The sequence below is a fragment of the Citrobacter sp. L55 genome, from assembly GCF_002850715.1.
Taxonomy (GTDB): Bacteria; Pseudomonadota; Gammaproteobacteria; order Enterobacterales; family Enterobacteriaceae; genus Citrobacter; species Citrobacter braakii.
On sequence record NZ_KZ559403.1, the window covers coordinates 173,269 to 192,841 of the forward strand.

Genomic DNA, 19,573 nt, shown 5'->3' on the forward strand with positions numbered 1-19,573 from the left:
CACGGCGCATGTCCCAGTGTTAGATGATGGAACTCTCACTCCGGCCAGAGCATCGGCCAACGGCACCACCCGTACAGCCGATCAGGACTTAGAAAGCGTTTAGCGCGCGTCCGGAATGAAAATGCTTCAGAGCTAACTGGATAAGTATACAGTTGTTTTAATCAAAACAACCAGCGTATTCTTGCAATACTACCGGTATGGTAATACGATTGAAGGGTTAGATGATGGAACTCTCACTTCGGCCAGAACCACCAACTCGGGCTGAAGCGTAAAAAAACCGACGCGAAGTCGGTTTTTTTACGTCCGAATCTGGACCAGAGAGAAATTATTTACCCTGCATATACGGTGTATATACCCCATTAAGGCTTTCGAGGAATGCCACGATATCGTCGATATCTTCCTGCGGCAGTTCTTTACCCACCTGATAACGCAGCATCAGTTTTACCGCGCCGTCGAGCGTAGGCACATCACCGCGATGGAAATAGGGCGCAGTCAGCGCAACGTTACGCAATCCAGGGACTTTCTGACGCAGCTTGTCACGTAATTCATTGGTGACGTTCATGCGGCCAATATCTGCAGCAGTGACCTCGCCGAAATTAAAGTCCTTTTTCAGACCCAATGGCTCAAATGAACGTCCGCCTAAAATAATACCGCCATGACAGGTCGCGCACTTATTATCTTTAAACAACTGATAGCCATGTTTTTGCTGAGCGGTTAAGGCCGCTTCATCACCACGCAGCCATTTATCAAACGGCGAATTTGGCGTAATCAGCGTTTTCTCAAACTCAGCAATCGCATCGGTAATATTATCCCCACTGAATCCCTGCGGATAAACGGCAATGAACTCTTGCTTAAGTTGCGGATCCTTGTCCAGTTTCTGGATAATTTCATCCCAGGATTTAGACGCCATTTCGATAGGGTTCAACGGTGGACCACCGGCCTGCGCCTGCAATGTTGGCGCACGGCCATCCCAGAATTGCTCAACGTTAAAGACCGAGTTAAATACCGTTGGCGCATTGATAGGGCCAACCGCGCCGCCTACACCGATTGACGTTTTCCGGCCATCCACGCCGCCCGCATTCAGGGCGTGACAGTGCGCACAAGAAATCGTGCTGTCGCCGGAAATACGCGGGTCATGGTAAAGCGTAAAACCAAGCGCTACTTTGCGGGCATCGGTCGGAATGCTTTCCGGTATCGGCTGTACAGGTTCATTACGATGCTGCGTGGCAGTATCGTTACTGGCGTAGTACTGCTCACGCTGTTTCGCAATCCAGCCCAGGATCTCTGCTCGCTCCGTATCGCTTACTTTGCCAGCCCAGTGCAATGCGGTATAACGCGTCGGCGGCATGGTGTCGTACTGCATCACCCACTCAATTTTATTCAGATCGCTTTGCGAAACGGGTTTATCCGCGACCAGCGCCGCACGAACGGCCTCCAGATTGAATGATTTGTATCCCAGTTGAATATCGTAATTCATCAACTGCTTAGCGACGGGAAAAGAAGAATAGAAAGGTAATTCAGCCGAAGGAGTGTGACAATAATCGCATCCTTTTTCACGTAAGAACCCTAGTACTTTATTATTTTCTTCCAGCGTAGAGGCCTGAACATCAGCCTGTTTACTCCGTTGATTATCGTGATACCACACATAACCGGATAATCCAAAATAACAAATCGCGACGCCAGCTATGGCAATCACGGTAAGACGGGTAATGATTTTCATTATTTTACCCTCACCGTTGTGAGTTATTGTGACCCAGAAAATTAGAATAATTAATAGACAGTCTTTGTCAGACCTGACCATCATAGGAAATGAGGGGATTACTATTTTGATAAGTATCAAGCAATTACATGGAGGAGAACTATCGATAGAATAGCCTGTGCCTATTATAGAGTTAAACGTTACCAGGTTGTGTTCACACCTCGTTGCAATCGAATGTTCTGAAAATGGAATATCCTCAGGTTGTGCAGAATTCGGAATTATTCATTATTTTCATTGGGATAGATTTATTTTTTGGATATTGCGCAGCACTAAAATGTGATCGACCGCACGCTTTACTCACCAGATACCGAAGCGAATGTCTACGCTTAATTGACGAACGGGCAATAGCCTTAATCTTTCAACGTCCATCGGAGGTCTTTCGCATTATGCTCAACCAGAAACTACCCCACGCCCCTTCTGAAGAAATGACGATCGACATCGATCTGCTTTATGAAATGGATCCGTGCGAGTTAAAGCTGGATGAAATGATTGAGGCGGAGCCTGAACCGGAGATGATTGAAGGGTTACCCGCCTCAGATGCGTTAACTCCCGCCGATCGTTACCTCGAGCTGTTCGAACACGTTCAGTCGTCGAAACTGTTTGCCGATAGCAAAACCTTCCCCGACTGTGCGCCGAAAATGGATCCGCTGGATATTTTGATCCGCTATCGCAAGGTTAAACGCCACCGCGACTTTGATCTGCGACGCTTCGTCGAGAACCACTTCTGGCTCCCGGAAACGCCCTCCAGTGAATATGTTTCTGACCCGGCAAATTCGCTGAAAGAGCATATCGATCAACTGTGGCCGGTGCTGACGCGCGAGCCACAGGATCACATTCCCTGGTCCTCGCTGCTGGCGTTACCGCAGTCATATATTGTGCCCGGCGGGCGTTTTAGTGAAACCTACTACTGGGATTCCTACTTCACCATGCTGGGTCTGGCGGAGAGCGGTCGCGAAGATCTGCTGAAATGTATGGCGGATAACTTTGCCTGGATGATTGAAAACTATGGTCATATCCCGAACGGTAACCGTACTTACTACCTGAGTCGCTCGCAGCCGCCGGTCTTTGCGCTAATGGTCGAACTGTTTGAAGAGGATGGCGTACGCGGCGCGCGTCGTTACCTTGATCATCTAAAAATGGAGTACGCGTTCTGGATGGATGGCGCAGATTCCCTGGTACTCAACCAGGCCTACCGTCACGTGATCAGAATGTCGGACGGCTCCCTGCTCAACCGCTATTGGGACGATCGTGATACGCCGCGCGATGAGTCGTGGCTTGAAGACGTCGAGACCGCCAAGCATTCGGGTCGCCCACCCAATGAAGTGTATCGGGATTTGCGCGCGGGCGCGGCCTCCGGCTGGGATTACTCCTCGCGCTGGCTACGCGATGCAGGCCGTCTTGCCAGCATACGCACCACTCAGTTCATCCCTATTGACCTGAACGCGTTCCTCTACAAGCTGGAGAGCACTATCGCCAATATTTCCGCACTGAAAGGCGACAAAGACACTGAAGCGCAGTTTCGCCAGAAAGCCAATGACCGCCGCGATGCGGTGAATCGCTATCTTTGGGACGATGAAAACGGCTGCTATCGCGATTACGACTGGCGGCGCGAACAAATGGCCCTGTTCTCTGCCGCCAGTATTGTGCCGCTGTATGTCGGCATGGCAACACATGAACAAGCCGACCGACTTGCCAATGCGGTCCGCAGTCGCCTGCTAACCCCCGGAGGGATTTTAGCCACGGAGCATGAAACGGGTGAGCAATGGGATAAACCCAACGGCTGGGCGCCGCTGCAGTGGATGGCGATCCAAGGTTTCAAACTTTACGGCGACGACCATCTAGGGGATGAAATCGCCCGTAACTGGTTGAAAACGGTGAATCTCTTTTATCAGGAACACCACAAGCTTATCGAAAAATACCACATCGCCGACGCCGCGCCGCGCGAAGGCGGCGGCGGAGAATATCCGTTGCAGGACGGCTTTGGCTGGACCAATGGCGTGGTGCGCCGACTCATCGGTCTGTATGGCGAACCCTAGCAGCTGACGGTCTGAATTATCAGACGGTCAGTTAATCGCATCGTACAGTTCGGCGTGAATTTTCTGCCATTTCTTGTTCTCTGGGCTTGGCTGCGCGCGAACGCGTAGCTCGGCCTGTTCAAGGTCATACTGCTGACGCGCGACAACCGCCGGCACCGAACAAAAACTTTGCAGATAGCTTTTATGCAGCGATGTGAGTGACGCCCCATTCGCCATCGCATGGCTGACCGTGGTCATAAACTGCCGACATGGCTTACTCTCACTCATCTGCGAAGGGTAACGCAGCAGCAGCCTCAACACCTCGGTATTGCCTGCCGAGAATGCCTGCTCCGTCCACGCCAGCTTCCAGTCCATCCCGCCCTGTAGGAAAAGTGACGTCACACGGGTGTCGTTGCGCTCGATAGCCGCGCGCATGTTAAAGGCATCCCAGGTGATGCCCATTCGGGTCACCGACTCCCGCGCACCAGGGGCATCACGCCGTGGCTCCTCCTGCACGATTTCAACGGATAGCCCGGAAGACGCTTGTGGCGCTGGCGAAGTGAATAACCAGAACGCGCCCAGCGAAATCACCAGCACCATCACACCGACCGCTACCCACAACATGCCGGAAATCAGCTGTTCACGTTCTTCCGCCGTGCGCCTGGCCCGCTTCTCCGGCGGATCGATACTGTCTGCGATTTCCTGTTTATCGCCCCCTGCCTGCTCGTCTTTTTGCTTTGCGTTTTCCCAAAACTGGCGAACCGTCGCCTCATCGGACGCCAGATACGACGCAGGATTAATGCGCGTACGCCGTTCTTCAAATGCCCGCTGCACAGGGTGAGTAATCTGTCGGTACTGGCAATCCAGCAACAGCAGTTGTACTGAGGTTAGCGGCTGCTGCGCGATAACGCAGTTACGGGCCAGGCGGCAGTCATCCAGGAACATCCTCAGCGTGATACGTGGCTCAACAAACGACATGAGCACCGAGGTATCGTTAAAAATCTCGCTAAAATGCCGAACGAATAACTTCTTATCGACAACCATCAGCGCCAGTTCGCTAAACATCATGCCGTCCAGCGCATCCCGACTTTCCCCCAGCTTTAACCAGCGACGCAGACGTTCACCGCCAAAGTGCTGTTTCAGGAAGCTGTTGAGCGGATGTTGATCCGGCCATACCCGCGCAATCAGCGATTTGAGGGTTAATTCTATTGCGCGAAGCTGACGCTGCGCCCGCATCTGCGCATCCGGCTCTGCACGTTCAATCTCGGTTGGATACTTCAGGAGGGGCTGTTGCTGGCGCAACTGTTCCAGAGAAGCGACAAAGCGCAGCGCAGAAATCAGCTGGTTTTCACTGACGTCCTGGCCATTTTCATATTGCGGCACGCTCTGCTGAAGATGGCGTAGCCGCAACGTGAACTGACTCAATTGCGCGTCATTCATCTGCAACCGCCTGGCGACAACACCCCAACCTCCCAGATTCAATCGCGCCTGGTCAAGCTGCTCGAGAAACCAGCGTGGATCTTTACCCTCTGCGACGCGCACGCCAAGCATCAGTAAAATTTCTACCGAGGCCTGCCGGATTATCCCCAAACAATGTTCGAATGGTGTACATGTCGCCTGTAACGCGCTATTGGTCATTATCTTCCCTAAAAGGACCCAAAAAGTGCGGCCTCACAATGGTGTGTAGTTATCTTTTTTAAATGCAGCGCTGTGCCGCCACAGACTAAAACACATTCATATAGCAAATAAATATGTTTTACAGTGACTTCCACACAATCATTGAAAATTATTCTGGAGATAAGCCTGTGCCTGTACTGAAAACCTCGCGTTTGATCTGCCGCCCGCTCACACATGACGATTGGGCGTTTTTCTTAACGCTACAGCAGAACGCAGATGTGATGCGCTTTGTCGCTGACTCGCGTACCGAAGAGGAGATACGGACAGTCTTTGACTCCCGCTTGCCTGAATGGTCTCCCGGCAGTCCACACTGGCTGTGCCTGGTCCTGTGCGATAAGGCATCGGGCGTACCGCTTGGGGTAACCGGATATATTCAGGATAGAAATGAATGTGCCGAGGTCGGCTTTCTGCTCACTCCCGAGGCGCAGGGCAAAGGTTATGGCGCTGAATCCCTGCATGCCGTTTGCGATTATGCGTTTACCGCCGGAGGACTACGCCGACTGACGGCCTGCGTCACCGCAGGAAACGATGCCTCACGGCGTCTACTGGAAAAGGTCGGGTTCATTCTCGAAGGCACGCTGCGAGAAAGCTACTGGCTACATCAAACCTGGCATGATGACTGGATTTTCGGCCTGTTAAAACAGGAATATCAGCCGCCCGCGCCATCAGGCGTTTTGCTGTAAAAAATGGCTGGATGGCGGCTGGCGTAACGGGGTGTGTTTCTTAAAATAGGTCTCTTTGTACAGAGATTATTATGCCGCTGCATTCGACGCATTTCACGCCCGCCTGTATCGCATTTATTAAGCAATGGCAGGGCCTGTCGCTGGAAAAGTATCAGGACAAAAAGGGGATCTGGGTCATTGGCTACGGGCACGAAATCACCGCAGATGAATCCTTTGATGCGCCAATTATGCTGATGCAAGCCGAAACATTGCTGCTCGCGGATATAAATATCTGCGAGGCATTCATCCATAAGGAAATGCCGCAAATACAAGATCGGTTTCAACAGGAAGCGTTAATTGCATGGATGCTCAGCGTGGGGATTAGCCGGTTTTGCACTGCTGAATTCTGGCCGGGGGCTATTTCACAGCCAGAAACAGTCTGACTGTGAAATATTTTCCCATTATAGGGTGTCGTTTAGCATCATTGCCGCCTGCGTACGGTTTTTTACCTCCAGGCGCTGATACAGCGATTCAAGATGGGCTTTTACCGTTCCAGTGCTGATATTTAATAATCGACCAATTTGTTTATTAGATTCTCCGGCGGCCAGCATCGTCAGAATCTCCCGCTGACGCGCGCTGAGCAATCTGATATTTTGCCCGCCACATTCGGTCGCTGTGATGCAATCTCTGGGGATAAACATCATACCTATCGCGACGCTATTGAGTGCCAGCGTGAAGGTTTCCGCATCAGAATCGCGCGGAACAATGGCCAGCACGTTTAATTGTGTGACTTCCTGTAGCCATTTTTTACGGCAGTCCGTTGCGGTTACCAGCACTTTTACCTTCGCAAAGCGCTCTGCTATCTGTTGCAGCAAGCTACGGCAGAACTCAGCGTCAAAATCTCCATCCAGCATTACCAGTGCATCAGGATTGTCTTCCAGCGTCCGCCAAAGATCATCTGCCTGACTGACACCCTGAACATTCACTCCTGGAATACGCTCTTGCAAAATTACATTCATTCCATGAATAAATATTGACTGCCTGTCAAACATTATTAACTGCATTATTTATCTCCGTCTGAATAAGATATTAGCCTTAACACGCGGAAGGGTATTATCCGAAGGGCAAAATATGAAGTCACCATTTGGCGGAGGCCATTTTACCGATAGACGGAGAAGAAAGAAGCAGACGTTATAAATAGTTACAGCTGAAACCAAAGAATCACACAAAGGATCAAAATCGGGGTCAAATGTTCAGAAAATCCTTAATATTTGATGTTCAAAACTGGATTGCTAATATTAATAATCCAAAGTTTATATTCTTAGCTAAAAATAAGGAACTCACGATAACAGACAAATATGTTACAAAACAAAATATCGCATTAAATGATCATACGGACATGAGAATGGGAAGGTGATCATAGTTTCTGATGCAACAAATCCACTCCCGAAGAAGAATGAACTCTTCAGAACGTTTATCCCCCCTCTCTTTCAGCACCGCTGATCGCAGTATCAGATTCCAAATAATACCGGCAAACGCCACCAGCTATATTTTGATTTCTGATGGCGCGCCAGTTTTCGATTGCTCAAAAGGCTAAGTAAGAGGCAGTCGATTAGAGGAACATCCCGCCAGAGACTTCGATACGCTGTGCCGTCATCCAGGCCAGCTCATCGCTGAGCAACGCAGCAATGGCGTCGCCAATATCGTCCGGTAACCCAACACGCCCCAGCGCCGTCTGCGATGCAATGTAGGCATTCAATTGCGCATTATCCCGCACGTTTCCGCCGCTAAAATCCGTCTCGATTGCCCCAGGCGCAATAATATTCGCCGTAATGCCGCGCTCTCCCAGCTCCTTCGCCTGGTAACGGGTTAACACCTCCATCGCCCCTTTCATGGCAGCGTAAGCGCTGTAACCCGGTAGCGCAAAGCGCGACAATCCGGTCGAGACATTAAGAATGCGTCCGCCGTTGTTGATCAACGCCAGCAAGTTCTGTGTCAGGAAAAAAGGTCCTTTAAAATGGATGTCCAAAAGCTGGTCAAATTGCGCTTCAGTGAACGCCGGATAAGGCGCGTTAATGCCAACTCCGGCATTGTTCAATAAATAATCAAAGGTGTCGCTTTGCCAGTGCGTTTGTAGGGTTTCCTGCACCTGTTTGACAAACTGAGGGAAAGTGGAAATATTTCCGACGTTCAACGGTAATGCTGCAGCTTTACCGCCAGATTGGCGAATTTCATCCACAACCTGCTGCGCTTCTTTTTCATTGCTGTTCCACGTCAGGATGACACCAATGCCTTTACTCGCCAGCTTTAGCGCCGCGTTTTTACCGAGTCCACGGCCGCCGCCGGTCACCAATGCGATACGTTGCGTCATAAGAAACCTCATTTCAGGTGTTGTGAAGATTGAGACAAAGCTTATTAGGTGGTAGAAAAACAATAAATACCGCTAACTGCGCATTACTGTTTCATTTAGAACAACAATAGGGCATGAGAATGGATAAAATTCACGCAATGCAGTTGTTCATCCGCGTCGCAGAACTGGAGAGCTTTTCGCGCGCGGCAGACACCCTCGGACTTCCTAAAGGTAGCGTATCGCGTCAAATCCAGGCCCTGGAAAATCATCTGGGCACACAGTTGTTGCACCGCACAACCCGCCGCGTTCAGCTCACGCAAGACGGCATGATCTATTACGAACGAGCGAAAGATTTGTTGAGCAATCTCGATGAACTGGATGGGCTATTCCATCATGACCCGGCCAGCATCAGCGGCAAGCTGCGCGTCGATATGCCGGTTGGTGTGGCGAGAAATCTGGTGATGCCCCGCTTACCGGGCTTCTTGCATCAGTATCCGGGGCTTGAGCTCGAACTTAGCAGCAGCGACCGCCTGGTGGACTTGATCCGCGAAGGCTTCGACTGTGTGGTACGCGTGGGGACGCTGAAAGATTCAGGGCTGATTGCGCGCCCGCTGGGGAAACTCACGCAGATTAACTGCGCCAGCCCGCAATACCTCGCCCGCTTTGGTTATCCGGAAAGCCTGGAGGATTTAGCCTCGCATGCGGTGGTGCACTACTCAGTCAATTTGGGAACGCGTGCGCAAGGCTTTGAAGTGGCGACAGACAACGGTGCTAAATGGGTTAAAACCGGCGGCATGCTGACGGTGAACAGTACCGAAACGTATCATGCGGCATGTCTTGCCGGTCTGGGCATTATTCAGGTACCGCGCGTGGGCGTGCGTGATGCCCTGCGCGCCGGTACGCTGATTGAAGTATTGCCGCAATATCGCGCCGAACCATTACCGGTTTCATTGCTCTATCCGCATCGCCGTAACCTCTCCCGCCGCGTACATCTGTTTATGGAATGGCTGACCGGCGTGATGAAAGACTATGTGGACTGACAAGCTATACTGTCCTGAGAATGAACAGAACAAGGATTACTGCCCTGATGACGCAGGAAAAAGAGATTAAACGCCCCATTCAGGAACTTGAGCACGCACCAATCCCAAAAATTGAGCCCCTGGAGCGTAAAAATACAGAAACCAACGGTAAGACCAACCAGGCGCTGAAAACCGCCCTGACCTTCGCCGATAAAATTCAACGCCAGCCCATGATTGCCCATCTGATTCGCGCCGCGGAGAGATTTAACGATCGTATGGGAAATCAGTTTGGCGCCGCCATTACCTACTTCTCGTTTCTGTCGATGATCCCTATCCTGATGGTGTCGTTTGCCGCCGCGGGTTTTATTCTCGCTTCGCACCCTACGCTGTTGCAGGATATCTTCAGCAAAATCCTGCTCAACGTCAGCGATCCGACGCTCGCCTCCACGCTGAAAAACACCATCAATACCGCCGTTCAGCAACGCACCACCGTCGGTCTGGTGGGTCTTGCCATCGCGCTCTATTCCGGAATTAACTGGATGGGAAACCTGCGCGAAGCTATTCGTGCCCAGTCGCGGGATGTCTGGGAGCGGACCCCACAGGATCAGGAAAAAATTTGGGTCAAATATCTGCGTGATTTTGTCTCATTGATTGGCTTGCTGATTGCGCTGATTGTTACGCTGTCCATTACCTCCATCGCCGGTTCCGCCCAGCAGATGATTATCTCTGCGCTGTATCTCGACGGCATCGAATGGCTGAAGCCCGCCTGGCGGCTGATCGGCCTGACCATCTCTATTTTCGCCAACTACTTGCTATTCTTCTGGATTTTCTGGCGGCTACCGCGTCACCGACCGCGCAAAAAAGCGCTCATTCGCGGCACGTTTATCGCAGCATTGGGGTTTGAAGTCATCAAAATGATCATGACGTACACGCTGCCATCACTGGTGCAATCGCCGTCAGGAGCGGCGTTTGGTTCCGTACTTGGACTGATGGCGTTCTTCTACTTCTTCGCCCGTCTGACTCTGTTTTGCGCTGCCTGGATTGCCACAGCAGAATACAAAGACGACCCGCGAATGCCGGGGAAAACCCACCGCTAATCTTTGTTAACTGCCGGATAACGCTGCGCTTATCCGGCCAACCCAATGCTTACGTCGAAATCCTGCGCATTATCAGAATTAAAATCCAGTCCGTAACTTTTGTTTAACCAAAAACCAGTTTTATCATCCAAGTTTTAAATTATGTGAAGCATTTCATGGAAGTGAAATCTCCAGCCTAAAAATTATCCCCTTTTTGCTCTATTTTTGACCGATCGCAAGGTTTGTTACAGATTGAAATGTCTCTTTTGCTGTGCGTAATATGACCTTTCGTTCGACCAAAAATAAGAAAATATTATGCAAGCAACAGCCACAACGCTCGACAACGAACAGGAACACACCCCGGTCAACTCGCGCAATAAAGTCGTCGTCGCCTCACTCATTGGCACTGCCATTGAGTTCTTCGACTTCTATATCTACGCCACCGCCGCGGTGATCGTGTTCCCCCATATCTTCTTCCCGCAGGGGGATCCGACCGCGGCAACGCTGCAGTCCCTCGCCACCTTTGCCATCGCCTTTGTGGCACGGCCTATCGGTTCTGCTGTGTTCGGGCATTTTGGCGATCGCGTAGGGCGTAAAGTCACGCTGGTTGCCTCACTGCTCACTATGGGGATCTCGACGGTTGTCATTGGCCTGCTGCCGGGCTATGAAACTATCGGTATTTTCGCCCCGCTGCTGCTGGCGCTGGCGCGTTTTGGTCAGGGTTTAGGACTGGGCGGTGAATGGGGCGGCGCGGCGTTACTGGCGACGGAAAACGCACCGCCGCGTAAACGCGCGCTGTACGGATCATTCCCGCAGTTGGGCGCACCTATCGGCTTCTTCTTCGCCAACGGCACTTTCCTGCTGCTCTCCTGGCTGCTGACCGACGAGCAGTTTATGAGCTGGGGCTGGCGCGTACCGTTCATCTTCTCTGCGGTGCTGGTGATTATCGGTCTGTACGTTCGCGTTTCGCTGCATGAATCCCCGGTCTTTGCCAAAGTGGCTGCGGCGAAAAAACAGGTGAAAATCCCGCTGGGTACCCTGCTGACAAAACATGTCCGCGTGACGATCCTCGGCACGTTCATCATGCTGGCGACCTATACGCTGTTCTATATCATGACCGTCTATTCCATGACGTTCAGCACCGCCGCGGCGCCTGTAGGGCTTGGCCTACCGCGTAATGAAGTGTTGTGGATGCTGATGATGGCGGTTATTGGCTTTGGCGTCATGGTGCCGGTGGCAGGCCTGCTGGCCGATGCGTTTGGTCGTCGCAAGAGCATGCTCATCATCACCACGCTTATTATTCTGTTTGCGCTGTTTGCCTTTAAACCGCTGCTCGGCTCTGGCAATCCGGTGCTGGTGTTCGCCTTCCTGTTGCTTGGTTTGAGCCTGATGGGTTTGACATTTGGTCCGATGGGCGCGCTACTGCCGGAGCTGTTCCCGACCGAAGTGCGCTACACGGGGGCGTCGTTCTCGTACAACGTTTCGTCGATTCTTGGTGCTTCCGTTGCCCCTTACATTGCCGCATGGCTGCAGGCGAATTACGGCCTGGCGGCGGTCGGTACGTATCTGGCATCAATGGCGGCGTTAACGCTGATTGCGCTGCTGTTAACCCACGAAACCCGCCATCAATCATTGTGATTCTTTGGTTGTAAGCACCGTCTGCGGCCTACGTTGAGCATGAAATGTAGGCCGCAGAAGCGAAGCGTTAGCGCCATCCGACAACGGCAAAAATCACTTCTTCATTTGCGACAAAATGGTCCGGCATTGATTAGCGTCTCCTTCAGAAGGTGAAATCAGCGCCAGCAAGGCCGCCGCGGGCGTCACTAACGTTGCCAGCGCGGCAGCAACCGCACCGCGCGCAATCAGCGGCCCGGCCTTCACACCGGCCTGCGGATTCTTAAAGGTGCCGCGAACATACAGCGGCGAACGCAGGGTAATAATACGAATGCCTTTGCTCTCCGGATCGATGGTTAAATCCAGTTGCTCCGACGCAAAACTCGCCGTACCAGTGACATTAATGACCGCGTTTTCCGTGTCGAAGGCAAAAATCTGCGGGCGGGCTACGCCGTTAACAATATCCAGATTCGCCGCCGCGCAGTTCACCCGCACCTCGTCATCACCAAATATCTGTCCAACAAGATAGTTGCCCAGATTCAAGCCAACAATTTCCATCAGATTCCGGCTGATCAAACCGTCGTTCATCAGCAGCTTCAGGTTGCCATTGCTGTTACCAAGCAGCGCCGCTACCGAGTTTCCGCTCCCGCTAAACCTGGCGTCACCGTTCATTTCACCGAGCGTTTTCTGCATCAACTCCACATCCGGCATCAGCGCTTTTAACTTCAGGCGGCGAGCCTGGATGTCCGCCTGCCCCCGCATCGGCTTTTTATCCCCTTCCAGATGGATGCTGGAGACAATGCTGCCTCCCGCGAGGCCAAATTTCAGCGGCTGCAGGCGCAGGTCGGCATTTTTCAGGATGATATGGGTGGAGAGATCGCTGATCGGCAGGCTACTGCCGTGCTCAATACGCCGTCCTTTGAAACGTACGTCAGCGTCCATCACGTTCCATTTGTCGGTTTCAAAACGGTCATACGGCAAGACCTTGTCCGCGGGCTGGACGCTCTTCTCACCTTTGCGCTGTTCAGATTGTTTAGCCCGCTCCGCCCCTTTGCCTGAATCCACACCGATCAGCGGCCCCAAATCAGCCAGCCTCAGTTGGCGTGACTCAACATCCCCTTTCAGCATTGGGCGCGGCTTACCGGTGGTATAGGCCAGCGTTCCGTGAATATCGCTGTCGCCAATTCGGCCATTAAAATCGCGGTAATCAAAAACAGAGGATTTTTCCGGGTCAATTTTCGCGACCAGATGTCCGTCGGTTTCAAACGGCGGCGTATCCGGGAGCAGCACGCCGGTCAAATCGTACAAATCCCCTAGCGAATCTCCCGAGAATTTAAGCCGCAGATCCGCCCCGCCCATATTCATCGGATCGTTTATCGTACCCATAAACGCCACACGCGTATTACCCGAACGGAAATCAGCCTGAATCGGGAAAGGAGTTCCTTCACCGCGCAGTGCCAGCATTCCGCCTATCTTCCCGCTACCGCTTAGCGGTTCGCCGTTATATCGGCCTTGCGCTTTCAGGCCAAACACGTAGTCCTCAATGTGGGCGTTGCTCTCTTTACTTTTTGCGCCAGTCACTTCGCTAAAGGGCAACGGCTTACCCAGCGGATCGACCAGGATCTCAATCTCTGACTTCGTCACCTTATCGTTAATGGCGATGCGACCTTGGTCGAACAGAATGTTATCCAGCCGGAAAGACCAGGCTGATGGCGGCGCATTGGGATCGCGGTTTTCATCCCCTGCCAGGTTAAAGGTCCAGTTATTGTTTTTCTCCGACAGGCGGATAAGCCGCGCATCGGGTTTTACCAGCTTGATCCACGGGAGCCAGACGGTTTTTGTCAGCAATGCCAGTGGGGCGAGCGTGGCTTCAACGCGCGGGAGATGCACCATGGTGACGTCAGGAATGTCCGGCGGGTTGCCGAGGATGATATCCTCAGCATGAACATGCGGCCACGGAACCCAGCTACGCCAGCCGGTTTCCTGTTTTTGGCGTTCCCAAACCACGCCCAGGTCACCCCGTATGGCGAAGGGACGGTTGAGTTCTGTAGAGACTTTCTGGTTGATGGTCGGTTTGAGCCGGTTCCAGTCAAATGTCGCAATCACGATGATGAGTACGACGATCAACAACAAGAAAACCCCTATTACTGAAGTGGTTATTTTGCCTGTTCTCGTCATGTTTAACCTCCTTACTTTCTTCCTTGCCTGTCCTAAAGATAGTCCAGCAGAGGAAAGGAGGCGCTCTACATCCTTATCAAAGCGACAGAATTACGTCTTCAAGGGTATCCAGAGGCACTGGACGAGAGAGAAAATAGCCTTGCGCAGCGAAAGCCGGTGAGTTTTGCACATCACGCCACTCTTCCAGCGTTTCAACGCCTTCGACAATCACACCGCGGCAATAGCGGTTCATCAGCTGTAACAGCAGCGTAAAGAGATTGCGGCCCTCCGGCGTCTGGCGCAGCATGACAAACAGATCCCGCGCCACTTTGATATAGTCGTAACTCACTTCGCTCAGAGCCGAGAAGTTTGCCATTCCGGTACCAAAATCATCCAGCCAGAGCGGGCCAAACTCGCACATTGAGGCGAACGACGAACCTTTCGGCAAGCGGATATGCTCCACCAGTTCAAAGCGCAGCCACGGCAGACATTCGATGATTTTCAGGATTTCGGGATCCTGGCGCATTGCAATCAGCGTTGGCCCGTCGACATTCACGGATGCCAGCAGATCGTGGGCTTTGAAAAACGCCCCTTTTTGTTCAAGCTGTACGAGCTGCTCTTTCACCACATCTACACGATGTCGTACGGCCACTTCGGCGAAATAGCGGTCCGGCGCGATACGTTGGGAGGGGTTTTCAGGATGGCTCACGACGGTCAGCAGCTCAACGGCCATCAGCCGTCCGTTGGTCTGATAAATCGGCTGGTAGGTGTAAGCACGCTCGCACTGCAGCCAATAGCGTCTCTCCTGCAAGTTTTCAATACTCGCATCGAGCGTAATTAGCTGCTGGGTAACCTGCTTTATCATCTGAGATGTCCTGTAAATAAGAGTGTGACTGACCGGACTCGTCAAAGGTTATCGGCGCTCAGGCGAAGAACTTTACGTTCAGCCCTACGCAAAATAGAAACTAAGCGGCAAAAAACGACGCAGAACACGTGCTGGCTCAAAAAAATAATGGAACGATGTTTTAATATAGTTGACCACTTAACACCCACAGCGCACACTAACGCTAATTTTTTTCAGAGCAGGTTACGACTATGTCCAGAAAGATTGCCGTGATTGGCGAATGCATGATTGAGCTGTCACAGAAAGGCGCTGACGTTCAGCGCGGATTCGGTGGCGACACGTTGAATACATCCGTTTATATCGCCCGTCAGGTCGATGCTGCGGCACTTTCCGTACACTATGTGACTGCACTGGGTACCGACAGTTTTAGCCAACAAATGCTGGAATCCTGGCAGAGCGAAAATGTGGATACCTCATTAACCCAACGCATGGAAAACCGCCTGCCGGGCCTCTATTACATTGAAACCGATAGCACCGGCGAGCGCACCTTCTATTACTGGCGTAATGAAGCCGCCGCAAAATTCTGGCTTGAGAGCGAACAGTCCGCCGCTATTTGCGAAGAACTGGCGACATTTGACTATCTGTATCTGAGCGGAATCAGCCTGGCTATTTTAAGCCCGGCAAGTCGTGACAAGCTGCTGTCGCTGCTGCAAGAATGCCGCGCCAACGGTGGAAAGGTCATTTTTGACAATAACTACCGCCCACGTCTGTGGAGCAGTAAAGAAGAGACCCAGCAGGTGTATCAGCAAATGCTGGAATGCACCGATATCGCGTTTCTGACGCTGGATGATGAAGACGCGCTGTGGGGTGAAAAACCGGTTGCCGAGGTGATTTCCCGTACTCACGCGGCTGGCGTACAGGAAGTGGTTGTGAAACGCGGTGCAGACTCTTGCCTGGTTTCCATCGCAGGCGAAGAACTCATCGACGTTCCGGCCGTAAAACTACCGAAAGAGAAGGTTATCGATACGACCGCTGCGGGAGACTCCTTCAGCGCCGGGTATCTGGCGGTACGTCTGACCGGTGGCGATGCCGCTGATGCCGCAAAACGCGGGCACCTGACGGCAAGCACCGTTATTCAGCATCGCGGGGCGATTATTCCTCGCGACGCCATGCCGCAGTAATCTGGCGTTCTGGCAGGCCGGATTAGACGTTAACGTCGCGTCCGGCCTGCAGGTCACGATTCCCTTATTGCACCGGCGGGATGTCCGTCACTTCAGGATGTGATTCATCCGTTTCTACCGACGTTGCCGCGGCGGTAGCCGGCGCCATAATGCTATCCCACGTCGCCTGCAGATCCTTCATATTGAATTCAGGTTCACCCTTCGGCTGCAACAGAATTAACGCCATATCTTGCGACAGTTGCTGACGCAGGTCCTGATTCAGCATCTCAACACTCAGGTTGTTCAGGAAGCTTTGGCGTAAACGCTGATACTGTTCAGGCGCAATATCCACGACCTGGTTTTGCAGCGAGCGCAAACGCTGGCTGATCAAAATATCGGTATCGGTGCGACCATAGGTGGCAAACAGCTTCTGCAGTTCCAGATTCTTTTGCGCCACCAGCGCATTAAATTCTTCTTCCGGCAGCCCCTTATCGCGCACTTTGGCCAGCTCACGCGCAACCGTGCTGAGGTTCGCGTTCAGCTTACCGTTCGGTGATTCAACGTTAATGGCACATTGCGCGCGCAGGAACAGCACCCGACAGTCAAAGCCAAGGCCAATGTCTTTAGCATTGTTTTTGGTGAGCTCCTGCTGAATGTGCCAGAACAACGCTTCACGGGCTAAATCAGCGCGCCAGTAACGTAACAGCGCGGCAGATTCACGGATCGGCTGCCACGGCGTATCCCACATAATAGACAGGCGATCCTGACGTACCGCATCGGTCATTATGCTTACGGCCTCTGCACGCAGCGGAGAGAGCGTGGGTACCGGCGCAGGCGTTTCGCGTTTACCTTTTAATTCGCCGAAGGTTTTATTGATTTGATCAGCCACGCTGCGCGCATCTACGTTACCGACGATAATCAGCGTCATCGCATCCGGGGTATACCATTTCTGGTAGAAGGACTGGATTTTCGTCGCATCAACAGGCGTTTTCAGCGGATCGGCAGGATCGTGACCCAGCAGCGTCGATCCCTTCAGACGATAGCGCCACCATCCCTCTTTGGTATCTGACGGCCAGGTTGCAACCATATCTTCGCTACTCAGCGCATGATTGACCGATTCAGGGGAGATGCTCAGATTACCGGAAATATTCGCCAGATAAGAAAGTGACTCTTTCAGCAGATCGTTGCGGCTGTTAGGCAGACTGAGGTTATATAGCGTGGAATCATAGGAAACGATAACGGGCGGCATGGGACGACTGGGATCGAACCCCTGCTGCCACAGAGAACGGGCTTGCGTAGCATCGAGGCCACCGCTTTGCGTCAGCGCGATACGCGGGATCGCATGGCTGAAACCACTCTGTTGTGTACTTTCGGTGAGTGAACCGGTATTGACCAGCAGGCGAACCTCAATACGGTCGCTGGGGCGCTGGGGAGTGGCTAAAACTTGCCACTGTAACCCATTTGCCAGCGTGCCCTGTTGCCACGCCGGGTCAGGCTGGAGCGCATCTGCCTGCACATAGCCGGCAGTGGCCATCATCAGCAAGCCGCCCGCTAAAAGTCGAATTTTTGTGCCCTGCATGTGAACCCCTGATCAACTATCCTGGAAATAAAAAGACAGCCCGCGAGAGGGCTCTCTGAATATGACGTTAAAAACACTTCGTGTTAGACCGCAAGAACATAAAAATGTCACGGAGGAAGTGAAAAAATCCCGACGCCGCCGAATCGGCGGTTTCAGGCACAGGGGTTAATTATGCGCAAACGCCCGCAGTCCTGGAAGGGACTACGGGCATAAGTGGAGAGATTAAGAGGATATTTCGTGCGTTTTGCCATCCGGCGCACGATTATTCAGCACATCATCCAGCTTTTTATGGTCCAGTTCTTTCACCCATTTCGCTACTACAACAGTTGCCACACCGTTACCGACCAGGTTAGTCAGCGCACGGGCTTCAGACATAAAGCGGTCAATACCGAGAATCAGCGCCAGGCCAGCAACCGGCAAATGGCCCACAGCGGAGATAGTCGCGGCCAGAACAATGAAGCCACTCCCGGTCACACCCGCAGCACCTTTTGAAGAGAGCAGGAGCACCACCAGCAGGGTTATCTGATGGAAGATATCCATATGGCTGTTGGTGGCCTGAGCGATAAACACCGCCGCCATCGTCAGATAGATTGATGTCCCATCGAGGTTAAACGAGTAGCCCGTGGGTATAACCAACCCGACAACCGACTTGCGACAGCCCAGTTTTTCCATCTTATCGAGCATACGCGGCAGCGCGGACTCGGAAGAAGAGGTGCCCAGAACGATCAGCAGTTCTTCACGGATATAGCGGATGAATTTGAAAATGCTGAAGCCGGTTGCGCGCGCAATCGAGCCCAACACCACAACCACAAACAGAATACAGGTGATGTAGAAACAGATGATCAACTGACCCAACTGCACCAGCGTCCCGACGCCATATTTACCGATGGTAAAGGCCATGGCACCGAAAGCACCGATCGGCGCCAGGCGCATGATCATGTTGATGATGCCAAAAATAACCTGCGAGAAGCTTTCAATCACGTTGAAAATCATCTGGCCTTTGCTACCTAAACGATGCAGCGCAAAACCAAACATAACCGCAAACAGCAATACCTGCAGGATGTTGCCACTGGCGAACGCGCCAATGACGCTACCCGGGATAATATCCATCAGGAAGCCTACGATCCCCTGGTCTTTTGCCTGTTCGGCGTAAATCGCAACCGCTTTGGCATCCAGCGTCGCCGGATCGACGTTCATACCGGCACCGGGTTGCACCACGTTGACGATGATAAGGCCGATGATCAGCGCAATCGTACTGACAATTTCAAAATAAAGCAGTGCAACCGCACCGGTGCGGCCTACGGCTTTCATACTTTCCATGCCTGCAATGCCGGTCACGACAGTACAGAAGATGACAGGTGCGATGACCATTTTGATGAGCTTCACGAAAGCATCACCAAGTGGCTTCATTTGGGCGCCTAATTCAGGGTAGTAATGGCCAAGGAGGATACCTATGGCAATTGCTGTCAGGACCTGAAAGTAAAGGCTTTTGAATATAGAGGTTTTCATAGGGTGTCCTTAAAGTAAAAACCACAGGTCTTGTAAGGTTTTGTTTAACCTGCGGCCTTAAAGTAACACCCACACAACATGACAGAAATGCGCCTGGATCATAATTGATACAGAAATGTTAAAAATTTTGAGCTGGCTCGCACAAGCGAGAC

At 52.3% G+C, this 19,573-nt stretch carries 15 protein-coding genes; 7 read left to right on the top strand and 8 right to left on the bottom strand.

Features of this window, described 5'->3' with window-relative positions:
- Positions 1-325 precede the first annotated feature (325 nt).
- A complete protein-coding gene (locus B9P82_RS12650; protein ID WP_016154884.1) occupies positions 326-1,720 on the bottom strand; it encodes a cytochrome-c peroxidase in 1,395 nt (464 codons plus the stop codon).
- 425 nt (positions 1,721-2,145) lie between these two features.
- Here B9P82_RS12650 and B9P82_RS12655 point away from each other — a divergent pair, with 425 nt between their 5' ends.
- Positions 2,146-3,795 carry an alpha,alpha-trehalase gene (locus B9P82_RS12655; RefSeq protein WP_029139724.1) on the top strand — a complete coding sequence of 550 codons (1,650 nt, stop codon included), beginning with the start codon at positions 2,146-2,148 and terminating at the stop codon, positions 3,793-3,795.
- Positions 3,796-3,822: 27 nt separating this feature from the next.
- On the opposite strand, the gene B9P82_RS12660 is transcribed toward B9P82_RS12655, so the two are convergent.
- On the bottom strand, positions 3,823-5,412 hold the full coding sequence (locus B9P82_RS12660; RefSeq protein WP_016154886.1) for an STY4199 family HEPN domain-containing protein: 1,590 nt from the start codon (positions 5,410-5,412) through the stop codon (positions 3,823-3,825).
- 167 nt (positions 5,413-5,579) lie between these two features.
- On the opposite strand from B9P82_RS12660, the gene B9P82_RS12665 reads away from it, so the two are divergent.
- On the top strand, positions 5,580-6,134 hold the full coding sequence (locus B9P82_RS12665; RefSeq protein ID WP_101700421.1) for a GNAT family N-acetyltransferase: 555 nt from the start codon (positions 5,580-5,582) through the stop codon (positions 6,132-6,134).
- A gap of 71 nt (positions 6,135-6,205) precedes the next feature.
- Entirely contained in the window at positions 6,206-6,556 is a 351-nt protein-coding gene (locus tag B9P82_RS12670) for a glycoside hydrolase family protein (RefSeq protein WP_016154888.1), read from the top strand.
- 18 nt (positions 6,557-6,574) lie between these two features.
- Here B9P82_RS12670 and B9P82_RS12675 read toward each other — a convergent pair whose 3' ends face one another.
- Together B9P82_RS12675 and B9P82_RS12680 are read right to left on the bottom strand one after the other, a co-directional pair.
- Positions 6,575-7,177 (bottom strand): helix-turn-helix transcriptional regulator, encoded by a 603-nt coding sequence (locus B9P82_RS12675; RefSeq protein ID WP_016154889.1) that lies wholly within the window; start codon positions 7,175-7,177, stop codon positions 6,575-6,577.
- A gap of 548 nt (positions 7,178-7,725) precedes the next feature.
- Complete coding sequence (locus tag B9P82_RS12680; protein WP_016157705.1) at positions 7,726-8,484, bottom strand: SDR family NAD(P)-dependent oxidoreductase; 759 nt, start codon at positions 8,482-8,484, stop codon at positions 7,726-7,728.
- A 119-nt stretch (positions 8,485-8,603) separates the two neighbouring features.
- Here B9P82_RS12680 and B9P82_RS12685 point away from each other — a divergent pair, with 119 nt between their 5' ends.
- The 3 genes from B9P82_RS12685 (at position 8,604) to B9P82_RS12695 (ending at position 12,196) form a co-directional block, all read left to right on the top strand.
- Positions 8,604-9,503, top strand: coding sequence for a LysR family transcriptional regulator (locus B9P82_RS12685; RefSeq protein WP_047358198.1), 900 nt, complete (start codon positions 8,604-8,606; stop codon positions 9,501-9,503).
- 47 nt (positions 9,504-9,550) lie between these two features.
- On the top strand, positions 9,551-10,579 hold the full coding sequence (gene yhjD / locus B9P82_RS12690) for an inner membrane protein YhjD (protein WP_019078090.1): 1,029 nt from the start codon (positions 9,551-9,553) through the stop codon (positions 10,577-10,579).
- A 294-nt stretch (positions 10,580-10,873) separates the two neighbouring features.
- A complete protein-coding gene (locus B9P82_RS12695; RefSeq protein ID WP_003023312.1) occupies positions 10,874-12,196 on the top strand; it encodes an MFS transporter in 1,323 nt (440 codons plus the stop codon).
- A 93-nt stretch (positions 12,197-12,289) separates the two neighbouring features.
- Here the strand turns inward: B9P82_RS12695 and B9P82_RS12700 are convergent, their stop codons facing one another.
- Both B9P82_RS12700 and pdeH read right to left on the bottom strand, forming a co-directional pair.
- On the bottom strand, positions 12,290-14,350 hold the full coding sequence (locus B9P82_RS12700) for an AsmA family protein (RefSeq protein ID WP_019078089.1): 2,061 nt from the start codon (positions 14,348-14,350) through the stop codon (positions 12,290-12,292).
- A 76-nt stretch (positions 14,351-14,426) separates the two neighbouring features.
- A complete protein-coding gene (pdeH, locus tag B9P82_RS12705; RefSeq protein WP_016157708.1) occupies positions 14,427-15,194 on the bottom strand; it encodes a cyclic-guanylate-specific phosphodiesterase in 768 nt (255 codons plus the stop codon).
- A 230-nt stretch (positions 15,195-15,424) separates the two neighbouring features.
- On the opposite strand from pdeH, the gene B9P82_RS12710 reads away from it, so the two are divergent.
- The gene (locus B9P82_RS12710; protein ID WP_101700422.1) at positions 15,425-16,354 is read left to right on the top strand and encodes a 2-dehydro-3-deoxygluconokinase; all 930 of its coding nucleotides are present in this window, start codon (positions 15,425-15,427) and stop codon (positions 16,352-16,354) included.
- Positions 16,355-16,418: 64 nt separating this feature from the next.
- Here the strand turns inward: B9P82_RS12710 and B9P82_RS12715 are convergent, their stop codons facing one another.
- Positions 16,419-17,912 (bottom strand): M16 family metallopeptidase, encoded by a 1,494-nt coding sequence (locus B9P82_RS12715; protein WP_101700423.1) that lies wholly within the window; start codon positions 17,910-17,912, stop codon positions 16,419-16,421.
- 222 nt (positions 17,913-18,134) lie between these two features.
- The gene (dctA, locus tag B9P82_RS12725) at positions 18,135-19,421 is read right to left on the bottom strand and encodes a C4-dicarboxylate transporter DctC (RefSeq protein ID WP_003023301.1); all 1,287 of its coding nucleotides are present in this window, start codon (positions 19,419-19,421) and stop codon (positions 18,135-18,137) included.
- Between the last annotated feature and the right edge of the window lie 152 nt (positions 19,422-19,573).

Excerpts from the sequence above, each read along its gene's own strand:
- dctA (WP_003023301.1), bottom strand. The coding sequence starts at position 19,421 with ATGAAAACCTCTATATTCAAAAGCCTTTACTTTCAGGTCCTGACAGCA.
- B9P82_RS12660 (WP_016154886.1), bottom strand. The coding sequence starts at position 5,412 with ATGACCAATAGCGCGTTACAGGCGACATGTACACCATTCGAACATTGT.
- B9P82_RS12650 (WP_016154884.1), bottom strand. The coding sequence starts at position 1,720 with ATGAAAATCATTACCCGTCTTACCGTGATTGCCATAGCTGGCGTCGCG.
- pdeH (WP_016157708.1), bottom strand. The coding sequence starts at position 15,194 with ATGATAAAGCAGGTTACCCAGCAGCTAATTACGCTCGATGCGAGTATT.
- B9P82_RS12680 (WP_016157705.1), bottom strand. The coding sequence starts at position 8,484 with ATGACGCAACGTATCGCATTGGTGACCGGCGGCGGCCGTGGACTCGGT.
- B9P82_RS12710 (WP_101700422.1), top strand. The coding sequence starts at position 15,425 with ATGTCCAGAAAGATTGCCGTGATTGGCGAATGCATGATTGAGCTGTCA.
- B9P82_RS12670 (WP_016154888.1), top strand. The coding sequence starts at position 6,206 with ATGCCGCTGCATTCGACGCATTTCACGCCCGCCTGTATCGCATTTATT.
- B9P82_RS12695 (WP_003023312.1), top strand. The coding sequence starts at position 10,874 with ATGCAAGCAACAGCCACAACGCTCGACAACGAACAGGAACACACCCCG.
- B9P82_RS12715 (WP_101700423.1), bottom strand. The coding sequence starts at position 17,912 with ATGCAGGGCACAAAAATTCGACTTTTAGCGGGCGGCTTGCTGATGATG.
- B9P82_RS12675 (WP_016154889.1), bottom strand. The coding sequence starts at position 7,177 with ATGCAGTTAATAATGTTTGACAGGCAGTCAATATTTATTCATGGAATG.
- B9P82_RS12685 (WP_047358198.1), top strand. The coding sequence starts at position 8,604 with ATGGATAAAATTCACGCAATGCAGTTGTTCATCCGCGTCGCAGAACTG.
- B9P82_RS12655 (WP_029139724.1), top strand. The coding sequence starts at position 2,146 with ATGCTCAACCAGAAACTACCCCACGCCCCTTCTGAAGAAATGACGATC.
- yhjD (WP_019078090.1), top strand. The coding sequence starts at position 9,551 with ATGACGCAGGAAAAAGAGATTAAACGCCCCATTCAGGAACTTGAGCAC.
- B9P82_RS12700 (WP_019078089.1), bottom strand. The coding sequence starts at position 14,350 with ATGACGAGAACAGGCAAAATAACCACTTCAGTAATAGGGGTTTTCTTG.